The organism is uncultured Shewanella sp. (assembly GCF_947501665.1).
Taxonomy (GTDB): Bacteria; Pseudomonadota; Gammaproteobacteria; order Enterobacterales; family Shewanellaceae; genus Shewanella.
Genome location: NZ_CANMWS010000018.1, coordinates 43,347 through 68,311, shown reverse-complemented (window position 1 = coordinate 68,311; position 24,965 = coordinate 43,347). Strand labels below are relative to the sequence as shown.

General features: G+C 42.4%; 22 protein-coding genes and 2 tRNA genes. 15 read left to right on the top strand and 9 right to left on the bottom strand.

All coding sequences use genetic code 11. The annotated features are described in order from the left end of the window. Positions 1-2 precede the first annotated feature (2 nt). Entirely contained in the window at positions 3-1,202 is a 1,200-nt protein-coding gene (gene trpB / locus Q0976_RS14895) for a tryptophan synthase subunit beta (protein WP_299494651.1), read from the top strand. Then, a complete protein-coding gene (gene trpA / locus Q0976_RS14890) occupies positions 1,195-2,004 on the top strand; it encodes a tryptophan synthase subunit alpha (protein WP_299494650.1) in 810 nt (269 codons plus the stop codon). The genes trpB and trpA overlap by 8 nt, the downstream gene beginning before the upstream one ends. 176 nt (positions 2,005-2,180) lie before the next feature. On the opposite strand, the gene Q0976_RS14885 is transcribed toward trpA, so the two are convergent. Further along, a complete protein-coding gene (locus tag Q0976_RS14885; protein ID WP_299494649.1) occupies positions 2,181-2,744 on the bottom strand; it encodes a pesticin C-terminus-like muramidase in 564 nt (187 codons plus the stop codon). Positions 2,745-2,835: 91 nt separating this feature from the next. Further along, positions 2,836-3,381 carry a chorismate mutase gene (locus Q0976_RS14880; protein WP_299494648.1) on the bottom strand — a complete coding sequence of 182 codons (546 nt, stop codon included), beginning with the start codon at positions 3,379-3,381 and terminating at the stop codon, positions 2,836-2,838. 369 nt (positions 3,382-3,750) lie between these two features. Between Q0976_RS14880 and Q0976_RS14875 the strand changes: the two genes are divergently transcribed. From Q0976_RS14875 to Q0976_RS14865, 3 genes are all read left to right on the top strand, one after another. Continuing rightward, positions 3,751-4,977, top strand: coding sequence for a phosphatidylinositol-specific phospholipase C domain-containing protein (locus Q0976_RS14875; protein ID WP_299494647.1), 1,227 nt, complete (start codon positions 3,751-3,753; stop codon positions 4,975-4,977). Between the two features lie 177 nt (positions 4,978-5,154). Beyond that, positions 5,155-7,350 (top strand): SulP family inorganic anion transporter, encoded by a 2,196-nt coding sequence (locus Q0976_RS14870; RefSeq protein WP_299494646.1) that lies wholly within the window; start codon positions 5,155-5,157, stop codon positions 7,348-7,350. Positions 7,351-7,455: 105 nt separating this feature from the next. Beyond that, positions 7,456-8,499 carry an alpha/beta hydrolase gene (locus Q0976_RS14865; RefSeq protein WP_299494645.1) on the top strand — a complete coding sequence of 348 codons (1,044 nt, stop codon included), beginning with the start codon at positions 7,456-7,458 and terminating at the stop codon, positions 8,497-8,499. 64 nt (positions 8,500-8,563) lie between these two features. On the opposite strand, the gene Q0976_RS14860 is transcribed toward Q0976_RS14865, so the two are convergent. The 6 genes from Q0976_RS14860 to Q0976_RS14835 form a co-directional block, all read right to left on the bottom strand. Next, positions 8,564-9,010 (bottom strand): hypothetical protein, encoded by a 447-nt coding sequence (locus Q0976_RS14860; RefSeq protein WP_299494644.1) that lies wholly within the window; start codon positions 9,008-9,010, stop codon positions 8,564-8,566. A gap of 692 nt (positions 9,011-9,702) precedes the next feature. Next, positions 9,703-10,062 carry a 50S ribosomal protein L20 gene (gene rplT / locus Q0976_RS14855; protein ID WP_012325107.1) on the bottom strand — a complete coding sequence of 120 codons (360 nt, stop codon included), beginning with the start codon at positions 10,060-10,062 and terminating at the stop codon, positions 9,703-9,705. An 18-nt stretch (positions 10,063-10,080) separates the two neighbouring features. Next, the gene (gene rpmI, locus Q0976_RS14850) at positions 10,081-10,275 is read right to left on the bottom strand and encodes a 50S ribosomal protein L35 (protein WP_012155497.1); all 195 of its coding nucleotides are present in this window, start codon (positions 10,273-10,275) and stop codon (positions 10,081-10,083) included. Between the two features lie 86 nt (positions 10,276-10,361). Then, a complete protein-coding gene (infC, locus tag Q0976_RS14845; protein WP_298776254.1) occupies positions 10,362-10,904 on the bottom strand; it encodes a translation initiation factor IF-3 in 543 nt (180 codons plus the stop codon). 3 nt (positions 10,905-10,907) lie between these two features. After that, positions 10,908-12,836 carry a threonine--tRNA ligase gene (gene thrS / locus Q0976_RS14840; protein ID WP_299494643.1) on the bottom strand — a complete coding sequence of 643 codons (1,929 nt, stop codon included), beginning with the start codon at positions 12,834-12,836 and terminating at the stop codon, positions 10,908-10,910. 56 nt (positions 12,837-12,892) lie between these two features. Beyond that, entirely contained in the window at positions 12,893-13,039 is a 147-nt protein-coding gene (locus Q0976_RS14835) for a hypothetical protein (protein WP_299494642.1), read from the bottom strand. A gap of 190 nt (positions 13,040-13,229) precedes the next feature. Here Q0976_RS14835 and Q0976_RS14830 point away from each other — a divergent pair, with 190 nt between their 5' ends. The 3 genes from Q0976_RS14830 to Q0976_RS14820 all read left to right on the top strand — a co-directional run bounded on the left by Q0976_RS14830 (position 13,230) and on the right by Q0976_RS14820 (position 14,571). Beyond that, positions 13,230-13,478 (top strand): hypothetical protein, encoded by a 249-nt coding sequence (locus Q0976_RS14830; protein ID WP_299494641.1) that lies wholly within the window; start codon positions 13,230-13,232, stop codon positions 13,476-13,478. Positions 13,479-13,554: 76 nt separating this feature from the next. Continuing rightward, complete coding sequence (locus tag Q0976_RS14825; RefSeq protein WP_299494640.1) at positions 13,555-14,304, top strand: SDR family oxidoreductase; 750 nt, start codon at positions 13,555-13,557, stop codon at positions 14,302-14,304. 66 nt (positions 14,305-14,370) lie between these two features. Continuing rightward, positions 14,371-14,571 (top strand): CPXCG motif-containing cysteine-rich protein, encoded by a 201-nt coding sequence (locus Q0976_RS14820; RefSeq protein ID WP_299494639.1) that lies wholly within the window; start codon positions 14,371-14,373, stop codon positions 14,569-14,571. A gap of 85 nt (positions 14,572-14,656) precedes the next feature. Here the strand turns inward: Q0976_RS14820 and Q0976_RS14815 are convergent, their stop codons facing one another. Continuing rightward, a complete protein-coding gene (locus Q0976_RS14815) occupies positions 14,657-15,268 on the bottom strand; it encodes a riboflavin synthase subunit alpha (RefSeq protein ID WP_299494638.1) in 612 nt (203 codons plus the stop codon). Positions 15,269-15,671: 403 nt separating this feature from the next. On the opposite strand from Q0976_RS14815, the gene Q0976_RS14810 reads away from it, so the two are divergent. The 7 genes from Q0976_RS14810 to Q0976_RS14780 all read left to right on the top strand — a co-directional run bounded on the left by Q0976_RS14810 (position 15,672) and on the right by Q0976_RS14780 (position 24,926). Next, a complete protein-coding gene (locus Q0976_RS14810; RefSeq protein WP_299494637.1) occupies positions 15,672-17,039 on the top strand; it encodes an MATE family efflux transporter in 1,368 nt (455 codons plus the stop codon). A gap of 270 nt (positions 17,040-17,309) precedes the next feature. Further along, positions 17,310-17,386: transfer RNA gene (locus Q0976_RS14805), tRNA-Val, on the top strand. Positions 17,387-17,514: 128 nt separating this feature from the next. After that, positions 17,515-17,591, top strand: a tRNA-Val gene (locus tag Q0976_RS14800). A 504-nt stretch (positions 17,592-18,095) separates the two neighbouring features. Further along, positions 18,096-19,766, top strand: a complete 1,671-nt coding sequence (locus Q0976_RS14795; RefSeq protein ID WP_299494636.1) for a hypothetical protein — start codon at positions 18,096-18,098, stop codon at positions 19,764-19,766. 113 nt (positions 19,767-19,879) lie between these two features. Beyond that, positions 19,880-20,059, top strand: coding sequence for a hypothetical protein (locus Q0976_RS14790; protein WP_299494635.1), 180 nt, complete (start codon positions 19,880-19,882; stop codon positions 20,057-20,059). Positions 20,060-20,173: 114 nt separating this feature from the next. Continuing rightward, positions 20,174-20,353, top strand: coding sequence for a hypothetical protein (locus Q0976_RS14785; protein ID WP_299494634.1), 180 nt, complete (start codon positions 20,174-20,176; stop codon positions 20,351-20,353). A 178-nt stretch (positions 20,354-20,531) separates the two neighbouring features. After that, positions 20,532-24,926: a two-component regulator propeller domain-containing protein gene (locus Q0976_RS14780; protein WP_299494633.1), complete on the top strand. Its 4,395-nt coding sequence runs from the start codon at positions 20,532-20,534 to the stop codon at positions 24,924-24,926. Positions 24,927-24,965 lie beyond the last annotated feature (39 nt).

Genomic DNA, 24,965 nt, shown 5'->3' with positions numbered 1-24,965 from the left:
GTATGAATAAGTTAAACCCCTATTTTGGGGAATATGGCGGTATGTACGTACCACAAATTTTAGTCCCGGCCCTCAAGCAGCTAGAAACGGCCTTTATTGAGGCTCAAGCCGATCCCGCCTTTCAAGCAGAGTTCACAGATCTACTTAAAAATTATGCTGGCCGACCCACTGCCCTCACGTTAACCCGTAATTTAAGCCCTAATCCATTGGCTAAAATTTACCTTAAACGAGAAGATTTATTACATGGCGGTGCCCATAAAACCAACCAAGTATTGGGTCAAGCACTACTGGCGAAGCGCATGGGCAAGAAAGAGATCATTGCCGAAACTGGCGCGGGTCAACATGGCGTTGCGACTGCACTTGCCTGTGCGTTATTGGATTTAAAATGTAAAATCTACATGGGCGCCAAGGATGTTGAGCGTCAATCTCCGAATGTGTTTCGCATGAAACTCATGGGCGCAGAAGTCATTCCAGTCACCTCAGGCTCAGCCACATTAAAAGATGCCTGCAATGAAGCCATGCGCGACTGGTCTGCCCGTTACGATAACGCCCACTACCTGCTTGGCACCGCAGCAGGCCCTCATCCTTTCCCCACCATAGTGCGTGAATTTCAGCGCATGATAGGTGAAGAGACTAAACAGCAAATACTTGAAAAAGAGGGCAGGTTACCCGATGCGGTCATCGCCTGTGTTGGCGGTGGCTCTAATGCCATTGGCATGTTTGCTGATTTTATCGATGAAGAGTCCGTTGCATTGATTGGCGTTGAGCCCGCAGGAAAAGGCATCGATACCCCCATGCATGGCGCGCCATTAAAGCATGGTAAAACAGGTATTTTCTTCGGCATGAAAGCCCCGTTGATGCAAGATGAACAAGGCCAAATTGAAGAGTCTTACTCGATTTCGGCAGGACTTGATTTCCCGTCTGTTGGCCCGCAACATGCCCACCTTGCCAAAACAGGTCGCGCCACTTATGAATCTGCCACCGATGATGAAGCACTTGACGCTTTTCAATTACTTGCCCGCTCAGAAGGCATTATTCCGGCATTAGAGTCGGCTCACGCCCTCGCTTATACTTTAAAACTTGCAAAAGCGGCCACCAAAGAAACCCTACTCGTGGTCAATTTATCGGGTCGAGGTGATAAAGATATCTTCACCGTATCGGATATATTAGCTGAAAAAGCAAAGGAGAATTCTCATGAGTAACCGTTATCACACCGCCTTTGCCGCATTAAAAGACAAGCAACAAGGTGCCTTTGTCCCCTTTGTGACCTTGGGCGATCCTAGCCCTGAATTGTCATTGAAAATCATTGATACCTTAATTGACAATGGCGCCGATGCATTGGAATTAGGCTTTCCTTTTTCCGATCCCTTAGCCGATGGCCCGGTTATTCAAGCGGCCAACCTACGTGCTTTAAGCGCGAATACCACGCCCAAGATCTGTTTTGAGATGATCACAAGAATCCGTGCTAAGCACCCGACTATTCCAATGGGCTTACTGCTTTATGCCAATTTGGTGTTTGCCAATGGCATCGATGCGTTTTATGCCAAAGCAAAAGCGGCTGGCGTCGATTCCGTATTGATTGCCGATGTGCCTGTGGAAGAAGCCGAACCCTTCATTAAGGCAGCCAAGGCTCACAATATCGCCCCGATTTTTATCGCGCCGCCCAATGCCGATGAAACCACATTAAAAGCGGTGAGCAGCAAAGGCGAAGGCTATACCTATTTGCTATCGCGCGCAGGTGTGACAGGTACGGAATCTAAGGCTGGCATGCCTATTGGCGATATTTTACAAAAACTCAATCAATTCTATGCCCCGCCGCCACTCCTAGGCTTTGGGATCGCCGAGCCCTCTCAAGTGCATGATGCCATTAGCGCGGGGGCAGCAGGCGCAATTTCAGGCTCGGCGGTGGTCAAAATCATCACCCGATATAAAGATGATGAGGCTCAACTACTAGAAAAAATGGGCGAGTTCACTCGTAATATGAAAGCGGGGACACAGCTTTAATGTCAATATACTAGTTGACATTATTTTTCTTAAACTCTCCAGTAAGCGCAATTTATTCAATAAATTGCGCTATCCATTTTTCATCTTCGTTACTTGATTCAGTTGCTTGGTTCATTCGTGCTTCATCACACATCGATTCATAACATAGTTAATGGTTAATGGTTAATGGTTAATGGTTAAACGCTAGCCTCAAGCCACGATTGCAATAAATCCGCTTCTTTATTTCTTCTGGTTGGATAATTATCACCAAAATGCCTCAAATTACTGAGCGCACCTTGCCAATCCTCCGTTGTCACTTGTTGCCAAAATTTGGGTGTCGGCTTAGATAAGGAACCATATTGAAATGCCACAGAGCACATAACTGTCGCGCAGATACAATGTAATTGCTCAAAAGGGATTTTAGAGCGACTAGCATTCCATTCATTGGCTATTCGATTAATCGTACTTGAATGGCTATAACGGGTAATTTCTTGCGCTTCTACCGTTGAAATGGTTAACGGTAGCGCTGCTAACTTTATCACAGCATCCATCTTTTTCAGTGTGGCATAGGGTTTGAGCTTTTCAAAAAGTGAAGCAGAAAATGCATTTTTCAGTTCTAAAACAGAGCGCTGGCCAATATCAAACCCTGAGCCTATTGTCACACCAGATTGACTTGACTGCGCATCTGGTACATAACCTATTAATGTAAAACCTTCCAATTGTTCAATAAAAGAAAAATCTATATTGGTATAATCTTCCATGTATCAATCTCCATAGCGCATGATGGCATATAAAATGCCCTTAAATAAGGTTCACATTAAAATCTTACCTTTTAGATAATAATAAAAGCAATTATTGAGTTACCTGCATCAATGCATTAAACAGCAACTTTTTATCGGCTTCAGTGACGTATTTGACCTTAATCGCATCACTGAAATATTGGTATTGTTTCGGCACGAAATGACCACCTTGTTTTACATACGCTGACAGTTCAGTATTTAACTGCTTACCTAACTGAATAAGCGCAGGCCTCACTTGCGTTTGCAAATCTTTTGGAGTAGCTAAAGTGGGCATCGCCAGCCATTGGGCACGATAACGGTATTGAATCGCTTTTGCTACGGCAATTTGGGCCTTGAAAAAAACCTCCACTTTATTCGCAGGTAAACCCAGTTGACTCGCCGCGTGTGTTGCACTGGCTAACACTTTTTTCTCCCGTGCTATGTCTTCAATGGGCAAATGATGCTGCGCCTTATAAAGGGCGACGTCTTCCATGTACATTAACCGCTCATTAATGGTCTGGAAAATATTATCAACATTAGCCATGGCAGCAAAAGGAAACAAAAGCACTAAACAAAAAAAGCCATAATGTTTCATTATCATTTTCAATAATGGTTTCATCTAACCCTCTTTTTTTATATAAAGAAACTTATGATAAATCATCCCATATCATTTTGTCTGCGCGCAATCATGTCCCGTAATATAACAAGCCTTACAAATAAGGTATCAACATCTCTTATTGATTCATGCATTAAAAAAAATCATACATTAAAAACAATTAATAAACATATTGATTACAAATCAACATTTATTCAGGTAGGTTAATGCGTAATGACTACATTAGCACTCGGTGTTTTCTTTGTCATTAAATTAGCCTTAAGTTAATCATGATTATGTCAATGATCCACAGGGAACGGCTATCGATAAGGTCCGAATTAACAGTCCATTTTTTCTTAATCAATAGCCGTTATACAATAAGGGATCGACTCAATGACATCTTCATTTTTTACATTTATGTCAGCTGCTATTCTGGCTTGCTGTCAACTCAGCTTTAATGTCAACGCTGACAGTATTTCAGATTTTAATGCTTCTTGGCAAGGACAAGCACTTGCATCACAACGCTTACTTGATGTTTATTCTCCTATTATCGACAATAATATATTAGGCACACACAATAGTTATAATTCCGAATCTTATACAAGTTGCAATTTCTCAGTGGGTTGCCGTTATCTCGATCCACAACAAAAACACAACTTACATGAACAACTGCTTATGGGCGCTCGCTTTATTGAACTTGATGTGCACTGGACAGCCAAGATGGAAAGCTTATTTTCCTATCCTAAACGTTTACTTTTATGCCATGGTTTTTGCAGTCTGAATGATAAATATTTCACTGAAGGACTCAATGAGATAAAAAATTGGCTGAATAGCGCTGATAGTGAAGATCAAGTCATTATTTTATACATTGAAGATCATATGGAAGGCCATCACACCGATGCATTTAATCAAATAAATGAGCGTTTCGGTCAATGGATTTACCAGAGTCAAGGTTGCCAGTCTATTCCAGATAGCTTAACCAAAGCCGATGTCATAGCGGCAGGGAAAAAAGTCATTCTTTGGGGAGATGGCGGTTGTAGCAATGAAATCAATTGGAAAAATACGGCATACACAGGATTGGGTAACGTTGGCCGTATTTGGGAAGACAGAACGACTAACAAAGCCATAGCCGATATTTTCACTGGCGGCAGTGACAATTATATTACAGACTCTGATGTCACTGATTTTTTTCAGCAAGGCGCCAACATCGTAAATCTTGATGATATGGTCGTCAGGGATAACCGCCTTGCTTCGGGCATTTGGAGCTGGGATGTCAATGAACCCAATAATGTGGGTGACAGCCAACATTGTGCGTTGCAATGGAGTAATGGCCGCTGGGATGATCAATTCTGTGGTAATGACTATGCCTACGCCTGTTATGACAGCCAAAATAAGCTATGGCAAGTAACTGATAATACAGGTTCTTGGGACGGAGGAGAACAAGCTTGCCAGGCACTCGGTAGCCAATTCCATTTTGATGTGCCAACAAACAGTTTTGATAATGAGAAATTGAAAGCGGCTAAGGAAGCAAAAAGTCATGCGCAAGTTTGGCTGGATTACAGCGATCAAATCACTGAAGGAGAGTGGCGTATTAACGGTCTCAATCCTAATGAACTATGAACTATGAACTATGAACTCACTATAAATGTATAATTTTTTAATCATAGCGCCCTAATTCCATTTAGGCGCTATTTTTATTTTAGTCATGCCCTATTATTTATCACTTAGCTTTTTTCAAAACAAGTCTATTTATCCTACACTTTTAATAACCTTAGTCTTATTCCCCTTGGAACTCCAATGTTTAATACCATTAAGAATGACTTTTTTGTCTCTATTGTTATCTGCCTTATTGCCCTTCCATTAAGTCTTGGGATTGCGCTTGCTTCAGGCGTGCCTTTATTTGCGGGGATTTTAACAGCGGTGATCGGTGGTGTTATTGTTGGTATGCTTAGTGGCTCTGCCATCAGTGTCAGTGGCCCTGCTGCAGGTATGATCACCTTAGTCATTGCAGCCATCAGCCAATTAGGTAGCTTTCAAGCTTTTCTATTAGCCTTATTGTTTGCAGGTATATTGCAAATCATCATGGGATTTTGTAAAGCAGGGGTATTGGCAAATTACATGCCTTCTAATGTTATTCAAGGCCTTATTACTGCCATAGGTATGATTATTATCATCAAGCAAATTCCCCTCGCTTTTGGTTATGATGGTACTGCTAATCCTTGGGGCAGTATGATTGATGCTTATCAAGGGATGGCGTTGGATCTCACTCCTCTGCTTTACTTACTCAAACACATTCACCTTGGCGCAATAATCATTTCAATCATTACACTCATCTTACTCATACTTTGGAGCAAGATCCCCACTAATTTAGCGAAATTTCTCCCTGGTGCGTTTATTGCGGTCATAGTAACAACACTGATTAATTGGGGCTTTAGTCGCTTCGCCCCCTCTCTTTATTTAGATGACCAATTATTAGTTCGCGTCCCCAAAATTAATAGTGTTCAAGACTTATTAAGCCAATTACAGTTTCCTGATTTTAGTCTTTGGGCCAATGGCCAAATCTATATTTTTGCTTTAATGATCATGGCTATTGCCTCCTTAGAAACCTTATTGAATCTAGAAGCTGCTGAGCAACTCAGTAAACAAACTAAAAGAGCTTCAAGAAATCGAGAGTTAGTTGCACAAGGAATAGGAAATAGCATTTCAGGTTTATTGGGCGGCTTACCTATCACTTCAGTGATAATCAGAAGTTCAGCTAATGTCACACTGGGCGCTAAATCTAAACTATCTGCCATTTTTCATGGCTTATTACTGTTAGTTTCTTTACTATTTATTACCAGTTGGTTAAGAGATATTCCTCTGGCTACATTAGCGATGATTCTAATTTTTACGGGTTATAAGTTGTGCCGTTTTGCCGTATTTAAAGCCATGTACCAAAATGGTGGGCTGTACTTTATTCCTTTCATTTTAACTTTGGCTGGTATTCTTATCTGGAGTTTGTTAACTGGTATTGTTATTGGGCTTATTGCTAGCAGTTTAATTATTCTTTATCGCCATTCTATTTGTCATATCACACAAGTTGAAGAACATTATCCCGAAGGCATTATTACCCGTATTTTATTACCCCAATCAGTGACTTTTTTACATAAAAAAATGCTCGCAAAAACACTAAATAGTTACCCCAAAAAAACTCAATTACTGATCGATGCCTGTGGCACTAACTATATCGATCATGACGTTGTTGAACTCCTAAAAGAATTTAAAGAAAAAACAGCGCCTACAAAAAATATCACCGTTAATTTTGAAGGCTTTACTCCCCCATACGAAGACCTAACCCAAGACAGCATCATTCGCGTCACAGGAATCGATTCCCAGCAAAAGCTTTCTCCCGAACAAGTGTTGTCCATATTAAAAGAAGGCAATCAACGTTTCTTATTAAATCAGCAGATCCACCGAAATTACCCCCAACAATTAAAAGCCACAGCAGATGGCCAGCACCCGCTCGCCATTGTACTGACTTGTATTGATTCAAGAGTCCCTGTAGAGCTTATTTTTGATTTAAGCATCGGAGATATTTTTGTCTCACGTATTGCTGGAACCGTTGTCAGTGAAGATGTTATTGCAGGAATGGAATACGCCAGTCATTTTGCAGGAGCAAAACTCATTGTTGTTATGGGGCATACTCAATGCGGCGCGATTGGCGCCGCTATCGATAGCATCAAAGATGAGCATTTACAAAGCCTAGTCGAGAAAATAGAACCTGCTATTGCTAAAGAAACCGATCTTCCAACAGAGAAACGCACTAGCCAAAATAAAGACTATGTCAATGCTGTTATGCGTCGTCATGTTTACTTAAGCGCTGAGCATATTTATCATGAGAGTCAAACTATTCGTACATTAGTAAACAACCAACAGTTAGGGCTTATTGATGCGTATTATGATATTCAAACGGGTGAAGTAAAGTTTAATGCATTTCATCAGCCAAAAATATAATATCGATGATAAACACGTTTTTAATAGTCTAATCATAGGCTATAACAACCATGTTCACTAATGAGTTATTCACCTTACATCAGCCTAAAAAGGATCGCTGTCACAATGATAACAATAATAAGAATAGGGATGGTGGGGCTCAACCTTATTGCCCTATTATTCATCAATACTGTTAATGCCCAATCCACCTCAACAGAGGTGATTGCTAATAATCACCAATACGGCATCAACCTTGAAGGCTATGCTTATCCCTACCCCGTGCACTTTTTGCCTGTAAATGTTCAACAGCAACAATTAAAAATGGCTTACATGTATGTGAAAGCCGATAACCCAAATGGCCACACTATTTTACTCATGCACGGTAAAAACTTTAATGGTATGTATTTTAAAGATGTCATTAAACAATTAAGTTTAAATGGTTTTGATGTATTGGTACCCGATCAAATCGGCTTTGGTAAATCCTCAAAACCCACTTATTTTCAATACACTTTTCAACAGTTAGCGCAAAATACAAAAGCCTTATTAGATAGCCTTAAGATAAAAAAAACCATGGTGTTGGGCCATTCTTTAGGTGGAATGCTTGCCACCCGCTTTGCCCTCATGTACCCACATTCAACGACCAAACTGATCCTTGAAAACCCATTAGGACTTGAAGATTGGAAAACCAAAGTCCCTTATCCGCAAGGGGGTGTTGATTATTGGTATAAAATCGAACTTGCTAAAACACCAGAAAAAATCATGCAATACCAAATTAATAACTACTATCAAGGTCATTGGAAACCCGAATATCAACCTTATGTTGATATTATTGCTAGTTTTATGAGTAGTCCTGATTACCCTAGATATGCATGGAATTCAGCCTTAATCTACGACATGCTTTACACTCAACCCGTAGTCTATGAATTCAAGAACTTAACTATGCCTACCTTGCTGATTATTGGACAAAGCGATAAAACAGCACACGGTAAAGAAAGGGTCACGCCAAAAGTGGTCAAAACCATGGGAGACTACGCCACACTTGGCAAAAAAACGGCTAAGATCATCCCAAACGCCACCTTAGTCGAACTAGATAATGTCGGGCATGTGCCCCATATACAAGCCTTTGACCGTTTCATGCCCACCTTACTTCATTTTATACAGGCTCAATAATAGCTATTAAACCCAACATTAAAGAGTAATCGATACATTATCGATTACCCTTCAATGTTTAATCTCACTCTAATACTTGTTCACACATTGAAAAATGAAATGCCTCTGTACCTAGCGTATCTTGTTTCACGACAATATCTTGAATAATGCCATTGGGGTCGGTCATCACCGACAACTGACAAATGCGCTCAGAAGACGTGCTACCAACCTGATCGATTTCGTCATCACTGCCTTCAATGATCGGTGGCCCATTATGGATACTTGTAACAGGCACTTGGATCGTTTCCTTAATCAACCAATTAAATTGATTATTACCTTCTTTGCTACGCACCTCTTCCTGAGGTAAACCAATACGCTCAATTAGCGATTGAATTGGCTTTCCTTTATACGTGTTATTGGCCCTTGTTTGAGTCGATCCTGTTGCTGTACAAGCTGATAAAAGCAACACAATCAATATCGCTCCTACAAGGCGTCCTTTTTTTGGCACAATAGCGGTGAAAAAGTCATTCATCAGTTTAGCCTCCTTAAACTTCATTAATTTAACCATCAGATATTACATAGTGGTGAATAGTGGTGAATAATGACTATCATTGACTAAAGTATCTGAATGCACACTTGATGAATTAACTTTAATCTTTGTTAATTCATCTCCACTCCTCCTCCCTTCTTAGAAATGCTCATTAACCTGAACTCGGGATAATGAGTGCCAGATATAAATTTAATTACACTTAAAATAAAACACTTAATTTACTTTATTGTTTTTATTTGTTTTACTTTTTGCTAATTGCCAACATTTGTGTCGAGATCAAGTCGCTGCTTCATACCTAATACCAATGACATTAAATAAATGATCATTCAGCGGGACTAAAAAATCCGATAGGCAAGGTCGTTGATTGCGCCTGCTTTAACAGACATTCTCACCATCTGATGTTTACAGATGAACAAATGCCGCGTTCATATGGATATGAATGAACAGACATGGCAATCACGATTGTTTGACGCGAATAGTTGAAACCATCACACCGAGAGGAGGTTAAATGAGCAACGCTGCTGACCCCGAATTCAGGTTCATTACAAACAAGTAGTATGTGTAGCTAAATCAATATACCAAAGGTTAACAGAGCAGGCTGCCACAATCGCTTTAAATGCAAGCAAGCATAAAAAAAGGAGCCATAAGGCCCCTTTATTTAAAGTCGAATTAACTTATTTAGCTAATGCTTCTTTTGCTTTTTCAACTAAAGTTGTAAAAACAACTTTATCGAAAACAGCGATATCGGCAAGGATCTTACGATCGATTTCGATAGAGGCTTTCTTAAGACCGTTAATAAAACGGCTGTAAGATAGACCATTTTGACGAGAAGCCGCATTGATACGTGCAATCCAAAGTTGACGGAATTGACGTTTCTTTTGACGACGGTCACGGTAAGCATATTGACCAGCTTTAGTTACAGCTTGAACTGCAACACGGTAAGTACGTGAGCGAGCTCCGTAATAACCTTTGGCTAATTTAAGTACTTTCTTGTGACGAGCACGAGCGGTTACACCACGCTTAACTCTAGGCATTGTTCATTGCTCCTTTAATTAAGCGTAAGGTAGTTGACGTGCGATTGCTGGCACATCAGACTTGGCTACTTGACATTTTGCACGTAAGTGACGTTTACGCTTAGTGCTCTTCTTGGTCAAAATATGACGTAAATGGGCTTGTTTGCGCTTGAAACCATTAGCGGTTTTCTTAAAACGCTTTTGTACACCCTTGTCAGTTTTCATTTTAGGCATTGCTAAAACTCCGCATTGGGACATTAATAAAACGCAAGGCGAGCAAAGATCTTAAAAAGATCCTTGCTACTTTTAGGGTTGCCTTACTATTTCTTTTTCGGCGCGAGCACCATGACAGCTTGTCGACCTTCCATTTTAGGGAAAGACTCGACGACTGCTAACTCTTCCAAATCCACTTTGATACGGTTCAAAAGATCCATACCTAGGTTTTGGTGAGCCATCTCGCGACCACGGAAACGCAGCGTAACTTTCGCTTTGTCGCCGTCATCTAGAAAACGCTTCAGGTTGCGTAGTTTTACCTGATAGTCATTTTCATCAGTACCGGGACGGAATTTAATTTCCTTCACCTGTATCTGTTTCTGCTTTTTCTTTTGTTCTTTTTGAGCTTTCGCTTTATCAAAAAGGAACTTTCCGTAGTCCATGATACGACATACAGGCGGCTCAGCGTTAGGGCTAATTTCAACGAGGTCTACACCTGCCTCATCAGCAACTTCTTGAGCTTCTCTAATACTCATGATACCTAATGGCTCACCATCAAGACCGTTTAAACGGACTTCAGAAACACCTGTGATGAGTTCGTTGATTCTATTCGGGGCCGCCTGACGCCCTGCTGTTTTTTTGATCTTTATGACCTAATCCTCCAACAAATTGAGACTACGGAGCGAAATCTGTTCGCTGATCTTGGCTGCAAAGGTTTCGATATGCATTTTACCTAAATCAACACCTTCTCGGGTTCGCACCGCAACTTCCTTATTTTCTAATTCTTGATCGCCCACGACCAATAAATAAGGAACACGCCTTAAGGTGTGCTCGCGTATTTTAAAGCCTATTTTCTCATTTCTCAAGTCTTTAGTGGCTCTAATTCCGCGTTCTTTGAATAAATTCACGACCTCATCGACATATTGTGACTGTTTATCAGTAATATTCATCACAACTACTTGCTGTGGCGCTAACCAAGTGGGGAATTTTCCAGCGTACTCTTCAATCAAAATACCTAAGAAACGCTCAAGTGAACCTAAAATGGCACGATGGATCATCACAGGCGTTTGACGACTGTTATCCTCAGCAACATAAGTAGCCCCTAAACGCCCCGGTAAAGCATAATCGAGCTGCACGGTTCCGCACTGCCATGCTCTGTCTAAACAGTCATGTAAAGTGAATTCAATTTTAGGTCCATAAAATGCACCTTCACCTGGCAAGATTTCATATTCAATCTCATTAGCCGTGAGTGCTTGTTTCAACGCTTCTTCGGCTCTGTCCCACATGGCATCATCACCAATACGCTTTTCTGGGCGTGTTGATAACTTGACAACAATATTTTTAAAACCAAAGGTTTCATAAGTGTCGTAGACCATTTGAATACACGCACTCACCTCCTGTTGCACTTGATTTTCTGTGCAAAAAACATGCGCGTCATCTTGGGTAAAACCACGAACGCGCATTAAACCATGCAGTGCACCTGAAGGCTCATTACGATGACAACAACCAAATTCTGCCATACGCAGCGGTAAATCACGATATGATTTCAAACCTTGATTAAAGATCTGTACATGCCCCGGGCAATTCATTGGTTTAATGGCATATTCACGATGTTCAGAATGGGTCGTAAACATCGCATCAGCATATTTATCCCAATGTCCGCTTCGCTCCCATAAGCTTCTGTCCATCATTAATGGGCCTTTCACTTCTTGATAAGTGTATTGGCCTAATTTCTGACGAATAAATTTCTCAAGCTCTAAAAATAAACTCCAACCATCATTATGCCAAAACACCATACCGGGTGCTTCTTCTTGCATATGGTATAAGTCTAATTGCTTACCAATTTTGCGATGATCACGCTTTGCCGCTTCTTCAAGACGATTTAAATGCACTTTTAAGGCTTTTTTGTCTGCCCAAGCGGTACCATAAACACGTTGCAGCATTTTATTGTCTGAATTACCACGCCAATACGCCCCCGCCACACTCATTAATTTAAAGTGTTGGCAAAACTTCATATTGGGTACATGGGGACCACGGCACATATCCACATATTCTTCATGATGGTATAACGCTGGCGTGTCATCTTGACTGATGTTTTCATCAAGGATCGCCATCTTATAGGTTTCACCGCGCGCTTCAAAAGTATCACGGGCCACTTGCCAGCTACCCACCCGCTTTTCAACTTTATAGTTAGTCTTAGCCAGCTCTGTCATGCGCTTTTGCAGCGCATCTATATCTTCCTGTGTCAGTTTATGATCAAGGTCAATATCATAATAAAAGCCATTATCAATAACCGGACCAATGGCCATTTTCGTTTCAGGAAACAATTGTTTAATAGCATGACCTAACAAATGCGCACAAGAATGACGTAATATTTCAACGCCTTCTTCATCTTTGGCAGTAATAATAGCCAGAGTTGAATCTTCAACGATTATATCGCAAGCATCTTTAAGTTCACCGTTAACTCGACCAGCAATACAAGCCTTAGCTAAACCAGGGCCAATATCAGCAGCAACATCAAGGGTAGAAACTGGCGCGTCAAACTCACGTTTGCTGCCATCAGGAAGGGTAATTACAGGCATGAAAATTCCTTATCCAGTGGTGATCCCCACGTAGGACCACTTGGGTTTATCTTAAATTAATAGAGAATATCAACACCATCGAACAAACAAGCAGTACAGGAGCCGGATGCAAGATAGTGTAAAAGGAGTAATACTAAGGGGAACAAGGGGGTAATAGCAAGACTAAAAACACGCACCATGCCTAAATCCTCCTTAATGGCCATAAAACCCTATTTCATTGTCATCCACTTGCCCAAAATATGTCACTGGGTTGTCATTAATAAAGGGTACGATGGCGCCAATTGATGCATGGGGTCCGCTTTTCACTGTATTTTGGCTTAACCACTCACAGTGAGCCCGCTCACTCAAACAGCACGTCACCAAGGCAAATGAGTATTGATAATGGAGTCTATCATGATGAAAGCATGGGTTCTCGCAGGTGCGCTGGTTCAACAAGACATTCCTTCACCGTCACCGATTAACAATGAGCTTATCTTTGATACAATTGCTATAAGTCAAGAAATCGAAATCAGCTTAAATGAGCAAATGGCCCGTTTAATCGAACAAACACAACACACTTTAATGGAGCTTGAATCACCAAAACCCACACTAGCGAGTCAAATCGAGCCTCACTTTCGACAGCCACTTTCTCCCCAAGAGTAATGGATACTCTCCTCTTACTTAGCGCTATGAAAATGATAAACTACAGACTAAACAATTTATCATAAAGAAGAGCGACATGGAAAAATGGGCATTAGTCACAGGCGCAGCCAAGCGTATTGGTCGAGCCATTAGCCAACAACTGCATCAAGACGGCTATAACATTATCATTCACTTTGGGCATTCTCGAGATGAGGCACACGCGTTAGTTGATGCATTCAATCATAGTCGCGCTGGATCTGCTTTTTGTCTGCAAGCTAATCTTAATGATGAAAATGACATTCAGACGATGCTCAATACCATCAAAAATAAACACCTTCCCCTTGCCTTATTGGTGAATAACGCATCGACTTTTTCACCCACTGCATTAGGCCAAACCACCTTTAAGCAATGTCAAACGACTCTTACAGCAAATTTAATTGCCCCCTATTTATTGTCTCAAGGGTTATTTCCATTACTGAGTCAGCATCAGGGTCTCATCGTTAACCTACTGGATATCCATGCTAAGCGACCTTTAAAGCATCATGGACTATACTCTATATCAAAGGCTGGGCTTGAAATGGCCACCTTATCACTGGCTCAAGAAATGGGACCGACAGTTCGCGTCAACGGCATCGCCCCAGGCGCCATTTTATGGCCCCATAACAGTGATAAGGATGCACAATCCAATGTCATTGATGCTATTCCATTAGCGAAACTTGGACACAGTGATGATATTGCTAAGTTGGTGAGTTTTTTAGCCAAAGCACCTTATATTTCAGGACAAGTCATTGCCGTAGACGGCGGACGCAGTGCAACCGGCTTTAAAGGAGCTGAAACTATTGAATAATGGATGACATTGCATAAAAAACAGCCTCCATAGACTGGCTGGCTCACAACGTTTGAGGTATGAATCATGTTGTATCACACTAAAACGATCAGTTGCCCACATTGCGGGCATCACCAAACCATTGATATCGATGCCAGTGCAGGCGATCAAGAATACTATGACGATTGCCGTATCTGTTGCAATCCAATGCATCTTCGCCTTCACCTAGACGAATATAATAAAAAGATAGAGCTCTTTGTGGATTGTGACGACGAGCAAATGTATTGATTCTCAATCAGCCAAGTTTATATATTTAAATAACATTCAGGTAATGTTAGAACTATGAACGCCTAATGGCTAAACGCATTTTCATTCAGCCAAGACGTTTGGCCAACACACGCTCAACAGTATCAACAATGGCTTGAGTTTGGCTGTCTATCTCGATATTCAGCTTATCGCCCACTTTATATTGCGCCAAATTCGTCAATCTCAAGGTTTCAGGAATTAAGTGCAGCATAAAGCTATCTTCAGTCACTTTCCCGACCGTTAAACTGCAACCATTCACGCCTACAAACCCTTTATAAAGGATATAATTCATCCAGTTGGGATCAACACTCAAAGTAAGATCGTAATGACTATTTGTATCACTTACTTCACTTATCGTCGCCTGAGTATGCACATGACCAGACAATATATGCCCACCAATTTCACTGCCAAAAGTCAAAGAACGTTCAATATTAACCCTATCGCCAACTTGTAATAAGGCTAAATTGGTTAAATTGAGCGTTTCTTCCATCACATCAAAAAAGACCCGCTCTTTCACTTGCTTTGTCACTGTCAGGCAAACACCATTGGTGGCGACACTGGCCCCAACTTGCAAGCCTTTACTCAATGTATCGTCCATCGAAATTTCATAAGTATTCAATCCCGTTTGACGATGAATCGCCATCACTTCACACTTTGCTTGCACTATGCCCGTAAACATCTCTGACTCCATTACCTCTATTCACTTTCCTTTATTTTACCCTAATCCCATCTATAGCTAAATATATACCCCTCACTGAGGGATCCCCCTTCTCCTTACTAACAGTCTCTAGCATTAAGCCTTCCCCTAAGAACGCAAAAAAGCAAATACATCAAAGCAAACAGAATTAAAACAAAAATAACATTTTTATTTCAATAAATTAGTTTACTTCCCTTCTCATTAAAAACACTTTATAATTTACGATTAATATCATCACAAAATCGTTTTATCGTTCCAACAACACGCCAGAATCAGCCTCCATATTCATTTCACAATAATAAGCAGGCCAATATCACTATGATAAGCATGCCTGTGACCGTAACGATAAATTTTCTCGCGTCATATTTCGTTTTAAGGTAGCGCAATGGAACATTCCGGCTTTCAAGCCAAACGCTTAATACAACTCGCCCTTCCGGTACTTATCGCACAAGTGACTCAAACTATGATGGGCTTTATTGATACAGTGATGGCGGGCAGTGTCAGCGCCCTTGATATGGCTGCCGTTGCCATTGGAATGAGTCTATGGCTACCCGCAGTCCTTTTTGTACAAGGACTCTTACTCGCTTTCACACCTATTTTTGCCCATTTACATGGTGCGCATAAAGAAGAAAAGATCCAACCTCTTGCATTTCAGGCCATTTATATTGCACTTATTGGCAGTGTTGGCGTTATTCTTTTTCTTCGCTTGTCTGAATTGGTCTTTAATCAAATGCACCTCGAGCCTGAGTTGATCAAGGTCAGTGTCCAATACATCAATGGACTCATTTGGGGCGTTCCTGCTTTTATCCTTTATCAAGTTTTTCGAGGTTGTAGCGAAGGCATCTCCCATACTTTACCCACTATGGTCATAGGGTTTGTAGGCCTAGCCGTAAATATTCCCGCGAATTACATCTTTATTTATGGTCACTTAGGCATGCCCGCTATGGGCGGCGCCGGTTGTGGTATCGCCACCGCATTGGTGTTTTGGGCCATGCTTATCACCATGCTCATTTATATGCAGCTAGATAAGACCTTTAAAAATATTCGAGTCTTTAATGCATTACATCGCCCCAATCTTCAAACCATTGTGCAAATGAGCAAACACGGTTTTCCTATCGCCATGGCCCTCTTTTTTGAAGTCAGCTTATTTGCCGTTATTGCCTTACTTTTAGCGCCATTAGGCGCCAATATTGTCGCAGGACATCAAATTGCCCTTAACTTTTCATCCATTGTCTTTATGTTGCCACTGTCTATTGGCATTGCCACATCAATTCGCGTTGGCTATTACCTCGGACAAAACAAAGCCCATATTTCAGCATTAGTAACCAAAATAGCGCTCATTATCTCATTTTCCTTAGCTATCGTTACCGCCTTTATCACCATTGCATTTCGGCAGAATATTGCCCTGCTGTACAATAAAAACCCCGAAGTCGTCAGTTTAGCGGGTAGCTTAATGTTACTTGCGGCTCTGTATCAGTTATCGGATTCCATTCAAGTGGTGGCAGCGGGTGCCCTTCGAGGCTATAAAGACACCAAGAGTGCTTTATATATCACACTGGTGTCTTATTGGTTTATTGGCATGTTACTTGGTTTTGTACTTGCGCGTACTGATGTCATTGTTCCTGCCATGGGCGCTCACGGCTTTTGGATTGGCCTAATCGCTGGGCTCACAGCCGCTGCCGGACTGTTTGGGTTTAGACTGCGCTATATTCAACGCAATCCCCTTAAGGCAAAAATGCTAGAGCATGATTAATTTTTCTGTTTCTCAGTCTTTTACTTAAATAACCTGTAATATTTTGCTTAGTTCTACGTCAACTTGAACAGCAAAACAGCGTTTAACATAAAAAAAGCATTTTTTACTTGCCATGAGTGCTATATCAACCTTAATATAGCGCTCGTTCTCAAGGGAAAATTAAAGAACAGCGTAGTAAAATGCAATTTACAAGCATAGCTTAGTTTGTAACGTAAAGAGAAGCACCACCTAGTCTTTATAACAAATTGAATATGAATGTAAAAATAAAATACAACCGTAGCTCAGCTGGTTAGAGCACCACCTTGACATGGTGGGGGTCGGTGGTTCGAATCCACTCGGTTGTACCATTTCTTTTGAAATGAAATATCGCAAACACTGAAAAAGCTAAATCAATACAACCGTAGCTCAGTTGATAAAATAAAAAGCAGCACTACCTGCTCTTTATAAACAATTGGATATGGATGAAAAAGATAATACAACCGTAGCTCAGTTGGTTAGAGCACTACCTTGACATGGTAGGGGTCGGTGGTTCGAATCCACTCGGTTGTACCATTATTTCCCTTTTATTCCTCAATATATTTTACAGTCAAAAATCTCCCTACTTTTTAGCTAAAACACCATCTATTTGAATGAAATATCGTAAAAATTGATATAAAGAATGCAATACAAGCGTCGCTCTGTTGGTTAACGCACCACCTGCTCTTTGTGAAAGAATGGCGGTAGGGGTCTTTCTCTAAGAAACAAAACAAATCGACTTAGGTGTATCATTTCCTCTCGTAATATTCTGTTGTAATATTTCCTGAGTCGTTTACCCCCTAAATTCATATCATAAATGTAACACTCATGGATAATCAGGTGAGGAGAAGTGTAGTTATATGACATCTCTAAATAACCACTAATTAATATCAATATGAGGAGATGATACGACTAAATATTTCCTTTCAATGATACATTATGTTTATTTTGTTGCACTTTTATTGCAAACTAGTTAACGTTAGACACATCTTTAATCTTGTATCCCATTGAATGGATGCATCAAACAGAAGTTGAAATCACATGAAATATGCTTCCCTATTTTGGCCGACATGTGTCTTCGGCCTGCTATTTAGCCTCACTTGTTCAGCCCAAACTGAATTACTCTACAGTCAGAGTGAGCATTGTCCCGCCGGTTTTCGTCTCGCGGCGATTCCAACTCAAGCGCCGCAATTGCAAGCCATGTGCGATCAAATCGGTCCTTGGGATATTGTAAGATTAGCCCATCAAGGATCCATCAGTGGCTCAGGTTATGGCTGTCATATCATAGATCATGACACCCGCGGCCTAGGCCATAGTCTTTGTACGCCTGTCGATATTCAAATCGTCACAGGTCAAACTTGTCCTGAGCATTACAGCCTTGTGACCCCCAATGAAGTGCGCGCCAATACCAGTCAATATTGTGACATGTTAGCCCCAACATCTGCTGTACTCCTTAGCGATAATACCCGTTTAAGCGGCATTGCCGGTCACTGTGACATGCATTCGCTGGCGTTAACGGATACAAATACTGCCAATACCAACCCCATCGATGAGGTAACAGCAATTAACACGGCTTTGTGTGCTCGTGATGATAGAATTAAAAGCCAAGCTGATTGCCCCATTGGCACCGAGTTCTTACTGGGCAGCAACACGCCTAACTATTGCATTGATATTCATTCCACTTCCAGATGGGATCATTTAGGAACCGACATGTGTCAGGCGGCAGGCAAAGGGGATTTCGTCGCCATAAAGCCCATTTTTTTCAGCAGAATGCCGATGGCGTCACAGCTGTTATTGGATGACAATAACCAGATTGTTGAAGCCAGAGCGGGGCAACCCACACTGATCTGCAGTGAGCGACCACTACCCACCTATTCTGCCAGCGGCCATATCGTATCTTGTCCATTAGGCGCTGAGATCATAACAGGCCAAAGTGCAGCGACGCATTGTGCCTATATTTGGGGCACACCCGGCTTAGATACCTCAGGCAATGAAGTCTGTAAACAGTTTGGCGGGTTTAAAGAATATATTTACCGTATTCCTCGCAGTCCAATGGCCACCTCCTTTACCACTTTCGCTAATCCTTTAGTGAATGTGGGCGATCCGAACCATTATGAAACCGTGGTGCCAAATGCATCTCGAATCGCATTATGTCAGCAAGAGTTAGCACCAACCACCGATGATGATGGTAAGATCATCGCCTGCCCCGCTTATGCCGAGCTGATTTTAAGTGCCAGCGCCGGTAACCATTGCGCTCTATTGAGTGGCGATCCCGGTTATGACATAGACAATGATCAAGACGTCTGTCAAAAAGCGGAGCAAGGAGATTTTGTGCGTTATGTCACCACCCAAGATGCTGTCACTCACCAAGAGCAAAAGATCTTAACCTGCAGCAAGGAGCCTGCCAGCATTGCCGCAGCAACGGCATTAGTGCAAACCCTCAACTGCGCTGCTAACGAAGTGTTTATTAAATCTGCCAGCTTTCAACCTCAAGTCTATGATCACTGCGCCTTAATGGGAGAAAGTTCAGGCTTGGATGCCCAAGGCAAAGATGTGTGTTTAGCCTCAGGCATGGCCGGCTTCAAAGAATATTTTTACCCCGGCGGCGTGAAGACCCTATTGTGTAAATGCCCTGCTGGAACGGCTAACTGTAATCAAGGTAATGGCGGGACACGCGCTTCTGGTAGTGGTGGCAATATCAAGGTTAATTAAGCTGAGTATAAAAGACTGTGAATTTCGCCCCTATTTCGCTTCAAGCGCTTAGGGGCATTAACCACTAATAAAAAATACAATAACCAATAAAAACAAACATAAAGGCCACAAAAATGACCGTACAAAAAATAAAAAGGTTACTGCTCATCGCCACTTTAATATTCATTCCACTGCTTAGCATCAGCCCCTCTGCCCAAGCCAATGACAGTTCATGGTGGGATTGGGGGCAAATCGAGCCCTTAGGTGGCGGGCCTCGTGCTTCAGGTACTGGTGGCAATATCAGCATTAATTAGGCTGAGCCTAAGGGCGCTTAATTTAAACCCTATTACTATTCGAGTACCAAGGGCCGTTTATCGTTACAACCAACGTTAAGGCCATTAATAAAAACAAACATAAAAGGCACAAAAATGACCGTACAAAAAATAAAAAGTTTACTGCTCATCGCCAGCTTAATATTCACTCCGCTGCTTGGCATCACCCACTCGGCCCAAGCCAATCACAGTTCATGGTGGGATTGGGGGCAAATCGAGCCCTTAAATGGCGGAACACGCGCGAACGGCGGGGGCGGTAATACGCAAGTTAATTAGGCTGCACTGACTATGAGCAATACTTTATATGATTGCGACTCTATATGACTGCTAGTTTATATGACTGCTACTTTGATATGACTGAGCACTTGATATGGCTTATGGCGTTATATATGGCGGGGTTTATGGCTGCTGTTATGTTATTAATCACTTGGCTGGCTAGGCATAGTGTTGTTCGATGCTGCTGTTACTGAAGCAATTACTCACTCTATCAATAAATCGTTCACTAAAACGATCACTAAATCAATCACTGAATCGATTAACATGGCTGTTATTCGCCGCCTTGTTGAGTTGTCTTTGTCTGTTAGTGACTGCAAAATCGGCCTTTGGGCTAGCCGTACAAGCTAAATTTAGCCATGTCAATGTTAAGCATGGGCTATCACAAAACACGGTGACCGCCATGGCCCAAAGCGCCAAGGGTTATCTCTGGCTAGGCACCCAAGATGGCCTCAATCGCTTCGATGGCTATGATGTGACTGTGTTTCGCCACGACAAGGCGCAAGCTCACTCATTAAGCAATCATATTATTCGCAGTTTATATCTAGATAGTGGCGATCGACTCTGGGTCGGCACGAAAGCGGGCCTGCATTATTATGAGGCAAACCTATCCCAGTTTCATCTTATTGAGGCAAGCCAAGGTTTAGATATCGTCTCAATACTGGAAATCGATGCACACACCTTATTGCTTGGCAGCCGCCAGCAAGGGCTCTTTTATGTCAACCTTAGCCGCAATCACTTAGCCGCTATCCCCTTGCAAGGCACAGCTGCCACTGATTTTCAGCGCACCCGACTTTATGCCATGGCACAGGCCCCCAATGGCGCAGTGTGGCTAGGCACCATTAACGGACTGTTTATTTTACATCACAATCATAAGATCAATCAAATTCGCTGGCCCGATACCGGGATACCAGATCCACTAAAAATCAACGATATTTTGTTTATTAACGATGCAAACGCCTTCATTGCGACGGACTATGGTTTATATCGAGTGGATTTATCTGGCAAGGTGCAACAAGGTTTTATCCATGATAGGCATAGGCAAGACAGCCTGCCCCATAATATGGTCAACAGTCTGGTTAAAACTCAAAGTGGCGATATTTGGCTCGGCACTCGAGGTGGACTAAGTCGCTTGCATCCTCAAACGGGTCACTTTCAAACGTTCGAGCATCAAAGGGATTATGCCACCAGTCTCAGTGACAATGATGTGTTAAGCCTATTAGTCGATAAACATAATAACCTCTGGGTAGGCACATTCAACGCAGGAGTGAATACCTTAGCCTTAACCAATCTAAATTTTGGCCTGCGCTACGCCACAACAGATAAGCTTGATTGTTTAAGCAATAACCAGCTCTATAATGTGCTGCTGTCATCCGACAATGCCCTTTGGTTAGCCGCCGATAACAGCGGTGTACACAAGGTGCAGTGGCCTGATGGCCCTTGCACTTGGTATCGCGCCACGTTTGACAGCACAAAATCAGAACACAGCCAACCTCTTATTAGCAGCAATGCGATTAGTGCCCATGCCCTGTTTGAAGACGCTCAGCAGCACATTTGGTTTGGTACCCACAATAGCGCCATTAATCGGCTTCAGCTGACACCAAATAAGGTGATTTATGCCTACCCAGAGCCAAATACCACAGGACTCAGTTCCAGCTCTGTGCGCAGCATTGTCACTGACAGCGAGCATAACTTGTGGCTGGCCACCGATGGCGGCGGACTCAATTACTATCAGGCAGACACCCAAACCTTTCACCATGTGGGCGCTCATGTCACAGACACGCCCTCAAATACAAACGCACGGTTAACACAACAAAATAAAGAAATGAATAAAGCGGACTCATTGGCTATGGCGCAGGTAAGCAGCCAATACTTGTTTGATCTGGCCATCGATGAGCAAGCCTTGTGGATCGCTACAGAAACGGCGGGGCTCGACCGGCTGGATTTAAGCACTTATCGAGTACAAAACTTTGGCCAAAATACTCAAAGGCCGACAGGGACGCCCATGCATATTTGGGCATTGCAGGATGACAAGCAAGGGCATTTATGGCTCGGCACACAAGGAGAGGGCTTAATTAAATTTAATAAACAAGACTTTAGTACCGAGGCCTTCACCACAGCCGATGGGCTAGCTAATGATAGCATTTATGCGCTGGAGCAAGACAATGAGGGCATGTTGTGGCTAGCCAGTAACAAGGGCATTAGCAAGTTTAATCCTTTTAACCACACAGTTGAGAATTATCAAGTGGCTGACGGTTTGCAAGGCAATGAATTTAATGTCGGCAGTTATTACAGTAAAGAGCAAGACCTCCTATTTTTTGTGGGTTCCAATGGCTTTAACGCCTTTAAACCTGGCGATATAAAGCCCGATCCTAACGCTCCGAATATGGTGATTAACCACTTTTTACTCTTTAACCAGCCTGCGCCCGCTTTATTTGATCGCCAGCACGCTCACATAACCTTAAAGCAGGCACAAAACTTAATTGGCTTCGAATTTGCTGGCATTCATTATGGGGATCCCAGTCGACATGAATACCAATATCAACTTGAAGGCTTTGATGCCAACTGGCGCACCACCAGCAATCAACGCCGCTTTGCCACCTACACTAACTTAGATGCTGGAGACTATCGCTTTAAAGTCAAAGCCAGTAATCATCACGGTGTATGGAGTGCACCTAAAATCGTCACCTTAACGGTATTGCCGCCGCTGTGGCTAACCTGGTGGGCTAAAATCGGCTATGTGCTCATTAGCATGATACTCATCTTCGGGCTATACCGTTATCGCACCGCCAGCTTACGTGAACGCAATACTCAACTGGAGCAAGGCGTGGCACAAAGAACCTTAGCGATCATGGCCCAAAAACAAGAGATCGAGCAACTCTTAGCCAACAAAACCCGCGAGTTTGACGATATTTCCCATGAATTTAGAACTCCACTGGCAGTGATCTTAGGCCGAGTAGAAAACCGGCTCACCCACAATCAAACACAGGGTGATCAAGAGGCGTTTACGGCTATTGAAACCGTCGCAAAACGCTTGGCTACCATGGTGGATGATGTTATCGACATGGGGCGCACCCTCAACACGGCTCAAGGGACAGACACCAGCTGCTTATGTTTATCGCACTTGTGTCATGATGTCGCCAACAACATGAAAGAATACGCCAAGATAAAAAAACAACACTTATATACCGATATTACGCCAAATTTGTCTATCGATTGTTTACCTAAAGCCATTGAAAAAATGCTCAATAATTTACTGAGTAACGCCATCAAGTACACTCAAGAAAAAGGCCACATTCACCTGAGTTTATCGCCTTTAAAAAGTCACTATTTACAACTGATCATACAAGATAATGGCCCTGGCATTGCCAAGCAATATCAAGAAAAAATCTTTGAGCGTTTTTATCGTATTGCCGATAGCGCCCACCAACCGGGATCGGGGATTGGCCTTGCATTAGTACAAGACGTGGTTAAGGCCCATCAAGGGGAGATCATGCTTGAAAGTGACCTAGGCCAAGGAAGCTGTTTTCACATCTATTTACCTTTAAGTGCCAGTAACATCAAGACAAATCAACGCCAAGTCATGCTTCATCCTCACAAGCAACACCCAGAAAAATTAACGCCGTCACCCATTGAGGAAGCCAATAATCCAGAGATAGCTAATCGCATTCGCGCGAATGAACAACATAATGTCACACCTGAGCCCTATACCGATTATTGGCATTCACTTAGCGCCTTAGATCCCGAACAAGACAATACCGCGCTCGACACGCCTGATCCCGTTACCAAGCTGAGCAAGAATAACCCCTATTTGTTAGTCGTTGAAGATAACCTCGAACTGCGCGCCCTGTTAATTGAGCAATTATCACCCCATTACAGGATTATTCGCGCCAAAAATGGCCGCCAGGGCTTACAACTGGCCGAGCAAGAAGTGCCACATTTGGTGTTGTCTGACATCAATATGCCTTATATGAATGGCTACCAATTAGTGAGTCAATTAAAGCAACGTAGCGCCACCAGCCATATTCCGGTGATATTACTCACCGCCAAGAGCGATGTGCAGTCTCGTATTCAAGGGTTTGAGCACCAAGCCGACGGTTACCTTGCCAAGCCTTATTTGTTAGCCGAATTAATGGCCGTGATTGACGCCCAACTTAATAACCGACAACGCTTACAGCTGTATTTTCAGCAACAGGATCCCAGCGCAGTATTATCCCCCGCCAAGGGCGTTGACCCTCATTCACTCAAAGCCATCGACAAATGCCAAGCCTTCATCGAGCAGCATTACCGCGATTCAGGATTGTCTGTACAGGATTTAGCCAATGCCGCCCATTTAAGTGAACGCCAATTATCGCGTAAGTTTCAAGCTATTTTAGAGATCTCACCCTTGGAATTTATCACTGAATATCGACTGGCAAAGGCCAGGGAAATGTTGCGACAAGGTCATCAAATAAACCAAGTGGCACTGGAAGTCGGCTTTAACTCGGCAAACTATTTTTCACGGCAGTATAAGAAAAAATACGGTGTGACCCCCTCTCAAGACAAAGCCGTCTTGAATGAAGAGCGCTTTGAGTGAACACTGCTCACTAAAACGATTAATTCAGTGATTAACAGC